This window comes from Microvirga flocculans ATCC BAA-817 (assembly GCF_000518665.1).
Classification (GTDB): Bacteria; Pseudomonadota; Alphaproteobacteria; order Rhizobiales; family Beijerinckiaceae; genus Microvirga; species Microvirga flocculans.
On sequence record NZ_JAEA01000013.1, the window covers coordinates 20748 to 34263 of the forward strand.

10 protein-coding genes are annotated in these 13516 nt (G+C 63.4%); 6 read left to right on the forward strand and 4 right to left on the reverse strand.

The features are described 5' to 3' along the window. Window position 1: 1 nt before the first annotated feature. Window positions 2-979 carry a phosphate acetyltransferase gene (locus L879_RS0115200; protein ID WP_027316863.1) on the reverse strand — a complete coding sequence of 326 codons (978 nt, stop codon included), beginning with the start codon at window positions 977-979 and terminating at the stop codon, window positions 2-4. Window positions 980-1824: 845 nt separating this feature from the next. On the opposite strand from L879_RS0115200, the gene ppk2 reads away from it, so the two are divergent. Then, complete coding sequence (ppk2, locus tag L879_RS0115205) at window positions 1825-2595, forward strand: polyphosphate kinase 2 (RefSeq protein WP_438268122.1); 771 nt, start codon at window positions 1825-1827, stop codon at window positions 2593-2595. Between the two features lie 171 nt (window positions 2596-2766). Here ppk2 and L879_RS0115210 read toward each other — a convergent pair whose 3' ends face one another. Beyond that, a complete protein-coding gene (locus L879_RS0115210; RefSeq protein ID WP_027316865.1) occupies window positions 2767-3810 on the reverse strand; it encodes a sensor histidine kinase in 1044 nt (347 codons plus the stop codon). Next, the gene (locus tag L879_RS0115215) at window positions 3794-5311 is read right to left on the reverse strand and encodes an ATPase domain-containing protein (protein ID WP_027316866.1); all 1518 of its coding nucleotides are present in this window, start codon (window positions 5309-5311) and stop codon (window positions 3794-3796) included. Before L879_RS0115215 ends, L879_RS0115210 begins: the two co-directional genes overlap by 17 nt. A gap of 248 nt (window positions 5312-5559) precedes the next feature. Between L879_RS0115215 and L879_RS0115220 the strand changes: the two genes are divergently transcribed. The 3 genes from L879_RS0115220 to L879_RS0115230 all read left to right on the forward strand — a co-directional run bounded on the left by L879_RS0115220 (window position 5560) and on the right by L879_RS0115230 (window position 8537). After that, window positions 5560-6369 carry a Crp/Fnr family transcriptional regulator gene (locus tag L879_RS0115220; protein ID WP_027316867.1) on the forward strand — a complete coding sequence of 270 codons (810 nt, stop codon included), beginning with the start codon at window positions 5560-5562 and terminating at the stop codon, window positions 6367-6369. A gap of 110 nt (window positions 6370-6479) precedes the next feature. Further along, complete coding sequence (locus L879_RS0115225) at window positions 6480-6989, forward strand: DUF3833 family protein (protein ID WP_027316868.1); 510 nt, start codon at window positions 6480-6482, stop codon at window positions 6987-6989. A gap of 186 nt (window positions 6990-7175) precedes the next feature. Beyond that, complete coding sequence (locus tag L879_RS0115230; protein WP_051435343.1) at window positions 7176-8537, forward strand: MFS transporter; 1362 nt, start codon at window positions 7176-7178, stop codon at window positions 8535-8537. Between the two features lie 4 nt (window positions 8538-8541). Here the strand turns inward: L879_RS0115230 and L879_RS0115235 are convergent, their stop codons facing one another. After that, window positions 8542-9420 (reverse strand): LysR family transcriptional regulator, encoded by an 879-nt coding sequence (locus tag L879_RS0115235; RefSeq protein WP_027316870.1) that lies wholly within the window; start codon window positions 9418-9420, stop codon window positions 8542-8544. Between the two features lie 106 nt (window positions 9421-9526). On the opposite strand from L879_RS0115235, the gene L879_RS0115240 reads away from it, so the two are divergent. Beyond that, window positions 9527-11089: a proton-conducting transporter transmembrane domain-containing protein gene (locus L879_RS0115240; RefSeq protein WP_027316871.1), complete on the forward strand. Its 1563-nt coding sequence runs from the start codon at window positions 9527-9529 to the stop codon at window positions 11087-11089. 15 nt (window positions 11090-11104) lie between these two features. Then, window positions 11105-13483: a YbcC family protein gene (locus L879_RS0115245; RefSeq protein ID WP_027316872.1), complete on the forward strand. Its 2379-nt coding sequence runs from the start codon at window positions 11105-11107 to the stop codon at window positions 13481-13483. Window positions 13484-13516 lie beyond the last annotated feature (33 nt).

The following is a 13516-nucleotide window of genomic DNA, read 5'->3' on the forward strand; positions in this document are numbered from 1 at the left end:
CTCAGACCTCCTGGACGGTGAGTTGCCTGCGCTGCGCGTCGGCCACGAGCGAAGCCACGGCGCAGGAGGCGAGCCGCGTGACGGTCGAGTCGGCCCGGCTGGTGAGGATGATCGGCACGCGGGCCCCGAGCACGATGCCGGCGGCATCGGCATCGGCCAGGAAGGTCAGGCTCTTGGCGAGCATGTTGCCCGCCTCAAGATCTGGGACGACGAGCACGTTCGCCTGCCCGGCAACGGGCGACTGGATCTTCTTGATCTTCGCCGCGCCGAGGTCGATCGCATTGTCGAGCGCAAGAGGACCATCCACGATCCCGCCGGTGATCTGCCCTCGGTCTGCCATTTTGCACAACGCCGCGGCCTCGATGGTCGAGGGGACCTTCGGGTTGACCGTTTCCATGGCTGAAAGGATCGCGACCCGCACCGGATCGACCCTCATGGCTCGTGCAAGATCGATGGCGTTCTGGACGATGTGGACCTTATCCTCCAACGTGGGCGCGATGTTCACCGCCGCGTCGGTAATGATGAGCGGCGTCTCATGACCGGGGACATCCATCACGAAGCAGTGGCTGATCCGGCGAGCCGTGCGCAGACCACCCTCGCGGCGGACCACAGCGCCCATGAGCTCATCCGTGTGCAGGCTGCCTTTCATCAGGGCCTCGGCTTGGCCGGATCGCACAAGATTGACGGCTTCCTCCGCCGATGCATGGCTGTGAGAGGCCTCAGCGATACGCATCTGTGAGATATCCTTGCCCAGCTTCTCCGCGGCAGCCTTGATCTTGATTGGAGGCCCGACCAGGATTGGATCGATCAGGCCGAGTTCGGTTGCCTCGATCACGGCACCCAGCGACGCCTCATCGCACGGGTGCGCCACGGCAACTTTCAACTTCGGCAGAGACTGGGCGGCCGCGACGAGCCGTTCATACTTGTCGTGCCGCCGGCCGTGCTGAGAGAGATTCTGAGCTGGACCAGCAACGGTCATGACGGCCTCCACGTTACGGTTCCGGCATGGATGTCTTGAAGAGCCTCCGAGATGCCGCCGGATGTCTCACGGACTCGCGGGGGCGAGGTTCAAGCCATGCCCGTCTTGCTTTCAAAGCAAGTATGGTCCTTCTCCGCTTCGATGCTTGACCCGTTGAGCCATCATGTTGACAGTTTGGGACACCCTTGTGGAAGGGTCAGTTCATGGCCGGCTCTGCTTTGGACGCAGGCATGTCCGAACATGGAGGTGGCAGTCACGCCAAGCGGAAGTGTACGGCTCCACCCGTTTCGGACCGTGCAGGCGAAGGCGCTTGCCCTGGGGTAGCCCAACGTGTCCTGCCTGATCTGGCTCGGCGGCACCTCGTTATCCTCGCGTGACTGACGATTCTTTCGTCCCTCGTTCGTCTCTCTGTCCCATCCGGTCAAAAACCTGTCCCAAATCATCAAGCGGGAGCGGGCTTTCAGCGCATGATGGTCACGCTTGTATAGGACAGACAGTGACATGATTGAGCCTAGACCGGCCGATTGGCCCACTCGTCAACGTCGCGCTAGTTGAGGTGATGTTTGCCACCCGTTACGGGCCAGCTCGTGGACGTGATCCGCGTCATGCGCGATGGGCGATGAGCCTCCTAACGGTCTCTTCTAACTGATCGGATCGCTCGTCTTGGCCCTGCGGTGTCAGCGATCTCCTCGGTCGCGAGCGTCAGATATGGCCGACACGCGGGAAGTCTCGAACAGCAGTCTGTCCCAACCGCGGAAGCCATTCCGAAGGAGTCTGAAATGAGCAAGCAAGACGTCATGAAAAGAAAGCAGGTCGCGGCTGAGGCTGACAAGCGGCCTGCGCCCATGAAACGGAAGGACTTCGAAAGCGAACTTCGAAAGCTCCAGGTCGAACTGGTGCACCTGCAAACCTGGGTCAAGGCTACAGGCGCGAGAATCGTCGTGGTGTTCGAGGGTCGCGACACGGCCGGAAAAGGAGGCGTGATCAGCCGGATCACCCAGCGGGTCAGCCCACGCGTATTCCGGCACATCGCCCTTCCTGCGCCGACTGAACGCGAGAAGAGTCAGCTCTACATCCAGCGGTACATAGCTCATTTTCCGTCTGCCGGAGAAGTCGTGCTGTTCGACAGATCCTGGTACAACCGAGCCGGTGTCGAGCGGGTGATGGGGTTCTGTACCGATGACGATTACGAGCGCTTCATGCGCCTCGTGCCGCCATTCGAGCAGGAGATCGTCGAGAATGGCATTATCCTGCTCAAGTATTTCCTCGATGTCAGCCAGGACGAACAGCGCCGCCGGTTCGCCGACCGGATCGACGATCCGGTCAAGCACTGGAAACTCAGCCCCATGGATACCGAGTCGGTACGGCGCTGGTGGGATTACACTCTCGCCTATCAGGACATGCTGCGCGGCACCGACACCCCGGTCGCTCCCTGGTACATCGTTCCATCCGATGACAAGCGCCGGGCGCGACTCAACCTGATCGCACACATGCTCAGCCAGATCCCCTATGAGAAGGTCAGGATCGATCTGCCGAGGATACCCAAGCCCGAGCCGAGGACGAAGGGAGCCAAAGACGGGCTGCCCGCGACGAACATTGTACCGGCACGCTACTGACCGCGCTGTCTCCGAATGAACCTCCATCGCTAATCCGCAAATGGAGGCAGGCCAGCATGTATCAGACCATTGCCGCGCTTTTTGCCGAGCAACCGGGCACAAATTGGCAGCCAGGAATCAATCCCGGCGAGCAAGGTGCAATCAACCGCTTCCAGGGAGGTGCCTCAATCGTCAATATTCCGGAACAAGACGCCCCTCGACGAGGGGAATATCCATGCGGCAGGACAATCCCTCGCGGTCATAGGCGATGTCGATCGCTGCGCGGCACTGATGGGTCAGCACCCGATGGAGCAACGTGGAGCCGAAGCCTTTTCGACTGGGTTGCGCCACCGGCGGCCCACCACGTTCCACCCACTTGATGGAAAGACGACGCTCGGCCTCCAGCTCCTGAACCCTCCAGACCACGGTGATCTGCCCACCTGGAACCGAGAGCGCTCCGTGCTTGGCGGCGTTCGTCGTCAGCTCATGCACGGCCATGCCGATCGGCACGGCGAGATCGGCAGAAAGCTCGACGGGCGGCCCGTCAAGAGTGATCCGCCGTTGTGCGCCGTCGTCATAATGAGCCAGCTCGTTCCTGAACATCTCGATCAGGGGTGCCGTCTGCCAGTAATCCTCCGTGAGGAGATTGTGCGTATTCGACAGGGAAACGATCCGGTCCGCGAAGGAGCTGTAGAATTCTTCGACGGAGCGCGTCGAGCGCGCCGTAGCCCCGAGCAGTCCCTGTACGGTTGCAAGCGTATTCTTAACCCGGTGGTGTAGTTCGCGGATGAGCAGAGCCTGGCGCTCATGCGTTCGCTGCCGCTCGCCGAGATGGGCCTCGACTTCCCTCTGCCGCTGACGCGCCCGCAGAGCCGAGCGTACGGCACTCACCAGGACGGCCGGATGAAATGGACGCTCCAACACCGTCACATTCCCGAGCAGCCCAGTCAGGTGTTCGGCCGGTGAGCCACCCCGATGGGTCAGCAGGATGAAGGGGAAGTCGGACCAAGGCGGCTGCAACCTGACCCAATCGGCGAGATCCCGCCGATCGGCGCTCAGAAGGGCCTCCTCCGTGATGACCGCGCAAGCCGATCCGTCCAGTTCCGGTACAAGCGTCTCGAAACTGGGGCAAATCTTAGCCTTGATCCCGACTTCGCCAAGAATGGCCGTTGCCACCGTGCCGTCTCGCCCTTGCGGGGTGAGGATCAGCACGGATACCTCATCGGCCTGAATCATTATCGGTCTCACGCTCCCCAAGAAGCGAGGCGCGTTGGCCGCCGAAGGTTGGCACGCCCGTCAACACGCCCCGGAATTGCTCCAGCGGCGGACCAACGCGCAACCCCTGGCTATCGATCCGGAACTCGCGGATCGTGTCCTCATGCGCACCGGTGCGCCGCTTCACCACCGACAAGGCGCGCCGGATACGCCCGTCGGCCTCAAAGAAGCGCAGCAGCACCACGGCATCGCTCAGATAGGTCAGGTCGATCGGTGAGATCATTGGGCCGACCATCCCGTGCTGCGCCAGGATCAGGATCGTCACCACGCCTTGCTGGTTCAGATAGGTGAGCAGCTCGTGCATCTGGAGCACGATGAAGGGCTGCTCCGGCATGGCGTTCAGGTAGCCGGTCAAGCTGTCGATCAGGACGACCTTCGCCTCACCCTGCTCGACGGCGTCCCGAACCCGTCCTGCGAATTCACCGGGTGAGACGTCCGCCGGGTCGATCTGCTCGATGTGCAGCCGCCCGGCTTCCACATGAGGCATCAGGTCGAAGCCGACGCCCTTCGCCCTCTGCATGAGAATACCGGTGGTCTCGTCGAAGCTGATCATCAGGCCGGGTTCGCCCCGTTCGAGGGCGGCCCAGAGATAGCCGAGGGCCAATGTGGACTTGCCCGCGCCCGAAGGGCCGACGACAAGGGTGCTCGTCCCGCGGCTCAAGCCTCCGCCAAGGATGGTGTCGAGTTCGTCGATGCCGCTCGGTATCGCCTCGAAGGCGAAGGAGCTGTGATGATCGGCCGCCACCAGGCGGGGGAAGATCCGAAGGCCGCCGCGCTGGATAACGAAATCGTGATACCCGCCCCGGAATGCCGTGCCTCGCATCTTCGTCACCGTGAGACGGCGCCGCTCCGCCCCGTAGGCTGGAACGACCTGCTCGAGACGGATGACCGCATGACTGATCGAGTGCAGATTGAGGTCATCCTGCTCTGAGGTCAGGTCGTCGAGCATCAGGACGGTCGCGTCGTTGAGCAGAAAGTAGCTCTTCAAGGCCAGAACCTGCCGCCGGTAGCGCAGCGAGCCTTGGGACAGAAGCCGGATTTCCGAGAGCGAGTCGAACACGACCCGGCTTGGCCTGACCCGCTCGATCTCCGCCAGCGCCATGCGGACCGTCTCTCCGAGTTCCAGATCGGAAGAGTGGACAAGGCTCTGCTGCTGGTGCGGGTCTAGGCTCAGTTCCGGCGGCACCAGCTCGAAAATCTCGACACCGTCGAGAGACCAACCGTGGCGTGACGCTACGGACAGAAGCTCTCGCCTGCTCTCGGACAAGGTAATGTAGAGGCAACGCTCCCCCTGCTTCGCGCCATCGAGGAGAAATTGCATCCCCAGGGTCGTCTTGCCGGAGCCCGGCCGCCCTTCGATCAGGTGAGCACGGTTGGCGGCGTAGCCGCCGGCCAGGATGCCATCGAGGCCGGGAACGCCGGTCGGGACCGGTGCGGCGTCGGTATGCGACGGAATCGTCATGCAAGGTCTCAAAAGCTAAGCGGTTTCGGATGAGCCGGCGTCGGCGCTCAACTCTCATCGCATGACCGGCGCCGACGCCCAGGCCATGGATCTGGTGTATCCCTCATGTAGGGGAATGTGTGTGACCTTGTAGTCAGGAACGGCGAGCCTGTCTGTCCACATGTGAACACTTGAACGCGGTTACGTTCACAAATGAACGTAAGCTGCCCTGAGGCGTTGGATGGGGCATAAGGAGGGAAAATCGCCCGATGCAGCCCACAATCATCTCGCCGCGCCTCAGGGAACGCATTGCCAGCAACAATCTCCTGAGCGCTCTCAAGCCTGAAGACCTGGCAATCGTGGCGCCTTCGCTTCAAGAATGGGAAGGCGACGCCGGAGCCAGGCTCTACCAGCCCGGGGACGAGGTCAGGTTCGTTTACTTTCCCTGCGGGCCCAGTCTGGTCTCGTTCGTGGTTGAGCTCGAGGATGGCCTCACCGTTGAGACGGCCCTGATCGGGCGAGAGGGAGCGGTTGGCGGGATCGTGAGCCAGGGACGCCTTCCGGCCTTTGCCCGCTCCGAAGTCCAGTTCCCGGGTCCATTCCTGCGCCTCTCCACCGCCGATCTGGAAGAATTTGAAACCAGATCGCCGAGCCTGCGGCACCTGTTTGCCCGCTATGCGGATTGCATGCTGGCACAGGTGTTTCAGTCGGTGGCGTGCAATGCGGTCCACACGATCGAGCAGAGAACGGTGAAATGGCTGCTGGCGGCCATCGATCGGACCGGGGATCATGACGTCCCTCTGACCCAGGAGCAATTGGCCGCCATGATGGGCGTCGGCCGGAGCTATGTCAGCCGGGTCATCCAGACCCTGAAGCGCCGGCATCTGCTGGAGACGCGCAGAGGTGGGGTTCGGGTGCGCGATCTGGACCGGTTGGAAGCCTTGTCATGCGGCTGCAACGATGCCCTGCGCCGGCATTTCGATCAGGTGCTGGCGGGCGTGTATCCTACCCTCGAAGAGAGTTCGGCTCAAAAGGCGGAGGCAGGCGGCAAGCGCCCCGGATCCAGGATGAAGGCCTGAGACCCGCGCGGACTGACACAGAGCAATCCGAGTAACTGCCCTCCGAATGATCCAAGCCCATCCTTGAGACGTAGTAGTGCTCGGCTGTCAGTTCTTGAGGAATGGGGCTCATGATCCGGATCGGACAATTTGGCCTGTTGGGCTTGGTCGTGTGGGCGATGCTTGGGGTGTCATCGGCTGTTGCGGGCGAATTCTCATTGGAGCGCTACTTCGTCGGCAAGACCTCGGCCGTTGGCAGCTTCAGCGCCATCAATGGCTTCAAACGCTCATTCACCGTCAGTCTCCGAGGCAAGTGGAACGGTAAGACCCTGACGCTGGTGGAGGACTTCGTGTTCGACGATGGAGAACGCGATCGAAAGACGTGGCGTTTCGAGAAGATCGCAAAAGACACGTACATTGGGAAACGCGAGGACGTGATCGGCGAAACGACAGTGACGATCAGCGGCAATACGGCCCACTTCAACTATCTCGTGGACCTCGACGCCAAAAACAAAAGCAACCGCGTACGCTTCTATGACACCATGACGTTGCAGGACGACGGAACGGTGCTGAATACGGCACTTGTGACCAAGTATGGGTTTCCCGTGGCAACGTCGCGGGTTGAGTTCCGTCGCCCATAACGAGGTGGCGTCCATCCGTCGAGCCTCAGGTCTTGATCGGGACGAACTGTCTCAAAAGAGATGACGTGAACGGTTCGCGGGTGATGCGTTCCGGCAGAAAAAGTCGCTACGGCTCGAGGAGCATCGGTTTGATTCAGGTTACGACTTTTGGCGCCGCAAAACGTCCGGTGTCGTGGCAGCGGCTCGATGACAGACTCTAAAAGCCGCCTCTCCGGGCAGACCATGCAGCTCCTGTGCTATGCGCTGCCAGCCGTCCCGCTGGCGGCGCTGGCCTTGCCCCTCTATGTCATCGTTCCGACCTTTTATGTGCAGAATGTCGGTCTTCCCATCGCAATCGTCGGAACGGTTCTTCTGCTCATTCGGTTGATCGATGCGGCAAGCGATCCGCTCCTGGGCTGGCTCAGCGATCGCGTCTTCGTAAAGTCAGGTCGTCGACGCACGTTCTTCCTGGTGTTTCTGCCGGTTGTGGCCGTTTCCGCCTTCATGGTCTTCTGGCCGCCGCCAGATGCCGGCATCGGCTATCTTGCCTTTTGGGGAACGTTTCTTTCGCTCGGCTACACAGGAATGCTGCTCCCTTATACGGCCTGGGGCGCAGAACTGCGGACTGACTATCGAGGGCGTTCGCTGGTTTCGGCATTCCGTGAAGGAGCAACCCTTGTCGGAACGGTGATCGCGGTTGTCTTGCCCTTCGCTGTGGGGCTCGACAAGACAGATGGTTTTCATGGCCTGGCCGCAATTGCCGTTCTGACAATCGTGCTTTTGCCTTTGACCGGCGTGCTGACCGTCACGACCGTACCGGAGCCGGTCAATCGCTCGACGACCCGGTTGAGCTTGACGAGCAGCCTTCGCTTCTTGGGACGAAATAAGCCCTTCATCCGTCTCCTTCTTGCATTCCTGTTCAACAGCTTTGCCAACGCAGTACCGGCAACGCTATTCCTTTATTTTGTCTCGGAGAGACTTGGCGCAGCCGAACTTCGCGGTCCGTTGCTCCTTCTCTATTTCCTGTGTGGAATCCTTGGTGTGCCTCTGGCCGTTTGGCTCGCGGGGAAAACAGGAAAGCACCGGACCTGGTGCGCGGCGATGACCATCGCGAGCATCGTGTTCGCCTTCTCGGGATTCCTTGGTGCAGGCGACACTGTTCCGTTCGCGATCGTTTGCGCGGTGACGGGGTTTCTTCTCGGCTTCGATGTTGCTCTGCCGCCGGCCATACAGGCCGATGCTATCGATTACGATACCGCACAATCCGGAGATCAGCGCTCGGGATTGTATTTCGCCGCTTGGGGTTTGGCGACCAAACTGTCGCTCGCCCTGGGAGTCGGAGTCGTCTTTCCGATCCTTGCCTGGTCCGGCTTCGACACCTCGGGCGGACAAGCCATACCCGAGAGCGCTCTCGAGACGTTGTCCGTTCTCTATGCCTGGTTTCCCATCCCGGCCAAGGCGGTCGCCATCGCCTTGATGTGGAACTTCCCTTTGGGAGAGGATGCGCAACGGGCTTTGCGAGCGCGTATCGACAGCGCTGCTGCGACAGACGCGCATCAAGGGAATTAGGCGATCAGGCGCCGACGTGTGTTCTGAGCACTTCTGTAAGCAGCCCATTTGGAAATCGTCGCGCCAGCGTGACCGCCAGGAAGGTCTCGTGCAACCCGTCGAGCGCGGCGGCTTCCGTGAGCACGCCGGAGTCCAGTTCGTCGCGCACGACAATCGGCGGAATGACGGCGAGACCCGCGTCCCGGCGCGTCAGAAGTCGCAGCATCGCCATGTCGTCAGCCTCGGCGGCAATGACGGGCGAAATGCCGAGTCGGGTCGTCAACGCGTCGAATGACGCCCTTAGGGCTGTATTCGCCGCAGGCAGGATGAGCGGCTCCGTCTGCATCAACTCGGCAAGCGGACGCCTGCGGCTGCCCACGCGCTCCCGCGTTCCGATCAGGCTGACCGGCTGCTCCGCGAGGCGGTGGACGAGCCAGGGACTCGCGCTGTCGCGTGCGGGCGGGAGGTTCGTCAGCACGACGTCGAGAGAGAGGGCTTCAAGGCCCCTGAGCAGTTCGGCCTGGGAACCGGAGCTGAGCACCAGCTCGACATCCGGTCGGCCGATGACCGGCTCCAGAAACTGAATCTGAAAATTTCTCGACAACGTTGCCAGGGCGCCCACGCGCAAGGCCCGCCGGGACCGACCGACATCCTTGAGGGTTGCCGTCAGGTCTTCGGCTGTCCGGAAAATGGCTTCTGCGTGATCGAGAGCAATCCGTCCGGCTTCGGTGAGGATCAGACCGCGCCCGCGCCGTTCGAAGAGATCGTGGCCGAGCGTCTCCTCGAGCGTCCGGATCTGGGTGGAAAGGGCCGATTGCGACAGGTTCAGGCGTCTGGCCGCACCCGTCAAAGTTCCCTCGACGGCAACCGCGCGAAAAAGACGGAGGTGGTGAAGATTGAGCATCAATGTGTTCTATATAATAGAATGAAATTATGTAAAATATGTATTTTTATAGAATGTAAGCAAGTTCTATCTCCGGGGCAGCGTCACATGCTCCGGAGCTCACCCGATGTTGTTCGGCATTCCGATAGGCCTCGCAGGCCCCGTCATCCTTGCGTTGGTATCCACGCTCGCGCTTGCCCATCCAGGGCGCCGCCCCGGTCGTCTGCCGCTCCTCGCCGAGATGGCGGCCCTGGCGGCTCTCGTTGCCGCCATAGCCGGCATCGCCCAGTTCGTCGTGGTCGGCCCGGTCACTGCTGGCATTGGCGAAGGCCCGTGGCTGCTGTCGGCACGGCTCGACACGATGAGTGCCACGATGATGGCGCTGGTGGCTTTCGTCGGCTGGGTGGTCATCAGGTATTCGCGCAGCTATCTCGACGGAGATGCCCGCGAAGGGGCGTTCCATGGGCTGATGCTCGCCACCCTTGCCGCCGTCCTCCTCCTCGTGCAGGCGGGCAGCCTCCTTGTTCTCCTCGCCGCGTTCGTGGCGGTCGGGCTCGGTCTGCGGCAACTCTTGCTGTTCTATCGCGAGCGCGCGGAAGCTCGGCGGGCCGCCGCCAAGTTCACCTTCGTCTGGACATTGGGCGATGTCGCGCTCCTTGCCGCAGGCCTGCTCCTCTGGGCGATATTCGGCACGGCCGACCTCGCTGGGTTGAAAGCGGCGGCTGCCGGGGGGCTGCCGGCGGCCGGCCATGCGGCCGTGGCCCTGCTGGTTGTCGCGGCCGCCCTGAAGACCGCTTCCTTCCCGCTGCACGGATGGCTCACCGAGGTGATGGAGGCGCCGACACCCGTTTCGGCCCTTCTGCATGCCGGCATCATTAACGCCGGCGGCTTCCTGATGATCCGGCTGGCCGATCTCGTGCAGGCGAGTCCCGGCGCGATGGCAGCGCTCGTCATGCTCGGCGGATTCACGGCACTTTTCGGCGCGACGGTGATGCTGACGCAAAGCGCGGTCAAGACCGCGCTCGCCTGGTCGACCGTAGCGCAGATGGGGTTCATGCTGCTGCAATGCGGCCTCGGGCTGTGGTCGCTCGCGCTGCTGCACATCGTCGCCCATTCGCTTTACAAGGCGCATGCCTTCCTCGCATCCGGCGGCGCCATCGAAGCCGTCGCAGGCATCCGCCGGCCTGGCCCGGTGGCTGTGCCAGGCCTTGGCGCCGTCGCACGCGCCTTCCTGATCGCCATCGCTCTGTACGGGGCAATTGCTGCGATGTTCGGATGGTTCATCGAACCGAAGTCGCCTCAGACGCTCGCCCTAGGGGCGATCCTCGTCTTCGGCGTTGCCTATCTGGTCGCGCAGGGCCTTGCCGATGCCGCCCCCAGCACACTGACGAAACGCACCACGGCGACTGCCGCCGCCGCAGCTTTGGCCTATTTCAGCTTCCACCTGCTCGCCGATGCCACATGGGGTCCGTCGCTTCCGGCCGCGCCGATCCCTGGCCCGCTCGAATGGGCGCTCATCGTCCTGGCCCTCCTGTCCTTCGGGCTGGTGGCGGTGGCCCAGGCGCTGTTCCCGCTCTGGGCGCATCACCCGGCGGCGGCAGGGCTGCGCGTCCACCTGGCCAACGGCCTTTACCTCAACGCCGTTCTGGATCGCCTCATAGGCGGCTTCCGGGCTGCGAAACCCCTCTGACATCCGGTGGCTCAAATGTTCGAAAAGCACACACACATCGCCCCGAGCCAGGCCTTGGGGCTGCTCAAGGCTGCGGAGGCGGCCGCGCGCGCGATCCCGCCGGCTTTTCCCCTTACGTCGACCGTAGCGGTCAACCCCTTCCTCGGCCAGACAGGGGAAGATCTCGCGACCGCCTCGGCGAGGCTGGCCCGCGTCGCCGGCATCCGGCTGACCCGGCCGCGGGCCGAGTATGCCGCCCTGCTGAAGGCAGGCGCGATCGGCGAAGCCGATCTAAGCGCTGCGCTCGCCGCATCCTCTTCGTCGAGGAAGCCGACCGATCTTGCCAGCCTAAAGGCATTGCTCGATCAGGAGGGCCCTGAGCCGTGCGCGTTGCCGACCGTCGCGCACCTTGCCGCCGCGGCGTCGGGTATCGACTGGTCGGCTGTGATCATGCGTTCATTCGGCCTCTGGGCGGCCGGCCATTTCGACCGTGGACAGGCCCTATGGTCGCCCAATCCGGGCCAGAAGGCCTATGCCGCCTGGCGAGAGTGGGCGACGCATGACCTGACGCCCGAAATCGCCGGCCTTGCCGGCTTCTGCGCCCATGTCGCTGCGGCGCCCGACACGCCCGAGCGCGCCATTCTGCGGGCAGCGCAGCGGCTGGGCCTCAGCGAGGCGGCAGCCGAAACCGCCTTCCATCGGTTGCTGGTGGACCTCGGCGGCTGGGCCCAGCACGCCCGCTGGCTGCTTTGGCAGGCGGAACTCGGCAAGGGGTCGGACGAGACCATCACCGATCTCCTCGCGATCCGCCTGATCTGGGAGGAGGCGCTGCTGGCCTACGCGCCGGGGATCGCCGTCGCCTGGGCGCAAACGGTCGCCGCCCACGCGGCTCCGATCGAGGCCTCCGCCGATCAGGTGGTGGACGCGGTCCTGCAGGAGGCGGCCGAGCGCGCCCACCAGCGCCGCCTGGGCAGTCTGCTGACGGGCCCGAAGGCGTCTGCCGGCCGGCCGGCTCTCCAGGCCGCGTTCTGCATCGATGTCCGCTCCGAGGTCTACCAGCGGGCGCTCGAAAGCCTCGACCAATCGATCGAGACGATCGGTTTCGCCGGGTTCTTCGGCCTGCCGCTCGCCCATCGCTCCCACGGGACCGACGAGGTGCAGGCGCATTTGCCCGTTCTGCTCACCCCCCGCCTGTTCACATGCAGCCATGTCGAGCCGGATGCCGAGCAAGCGGTGCGCATCGCCGCCCGCTCGAAGCGGGCCTGGGGCCGGTTCCGCCAGGCTGCTGTGTCGTCCTTCGCCTTCGTTGAAGCGGCAGGGCTTGCTTATTGCTGGAAGCTCGTCCGCGATGCCCTCGGCCTCGCATCGAACAAGTCTGCTCCCGAGCCGAAGCCGCGGATCGAGGGCGGTCTGTCGGCGGAGACGAAGTCTGCCACCGCCGCCGCCGTGCTGAAGGCGATGAGCCTCATGAAGGGTCATGCGCGACTCGTTCTTCTCATCGGCCATGGGGCGCGGGCCAACAACAACCCACACCGAAGCGCCTATCATTGCGGCGCCTGCGGCGGCCAGACCGGCGAGATCTCCGCCCGCGTGCTTGCGCAGCTCCTCAATGATCCCGAGACGCGCGCCGGCCTTCCGGCCCACGGCATCGCGCTTGCGGAGGACACCATCTTCGTCGCCGGTCTCCACGAAACGACGACCGACGAGGTGACGCTCTATCTCGACGAGCCGATGCCGGAACATGGAGCCGATATCGCGCAGGCGCAGGAGTGGCTCTCACGGGCGACGAAGCTCACGCGGATTGAACGCGCGTTGCGGCTTCCAGGCGCAACGGCCGAAAAGGTGCCGGCGCGGGCGACGAACTGGGCGGAAATTCGCCCCGAATGGGGGCTCGCCGGCTGCGCGTCCTTCATCGCCGCGCCGCGTGCGGTCACGACCGGACTCGATCTGCAGGGGCGCGCCTTCCTCCATAACTACGACTGGAAGGGCGACAAGGGCTTTGCGACGCTGGAGCTCATCCTCACGGCTCCTGTCGTGGTCGCAAGTTGGATCAGCCTGCAGTACTACGGCTCGTCATTGGCACCGGCAGCTTTCGGCGGGGGCAACAAGCTGATCCACAACGTGGTCGGCGGCATCGGCGTGGTGCAGGGCAATGGCGGCATGCTCAGGCCCGGCCTGCCCTGGCAAACGATCCATGACGGAGAGCGCCTGGTGCACGAGCCCTTGCGCCTGTCGGTTCTGATCGAGGCGCCGCGCGAGGCCGTCGCCGAAATCCTGCTCCGTCACGCCGCTGTCAGGGAGCTCTTCGACAACGGCTGGCTTCATCTCCTCATCCTCGAAAATGGCCGGATTGCCGCACGCTATCGGTCCGGGATCGCATGGGAGGAGTTGGACGATCTGAGGTGCGCGGCATGACCCTGTCGCGGCTAAAGGCCCTCGTGACTATGC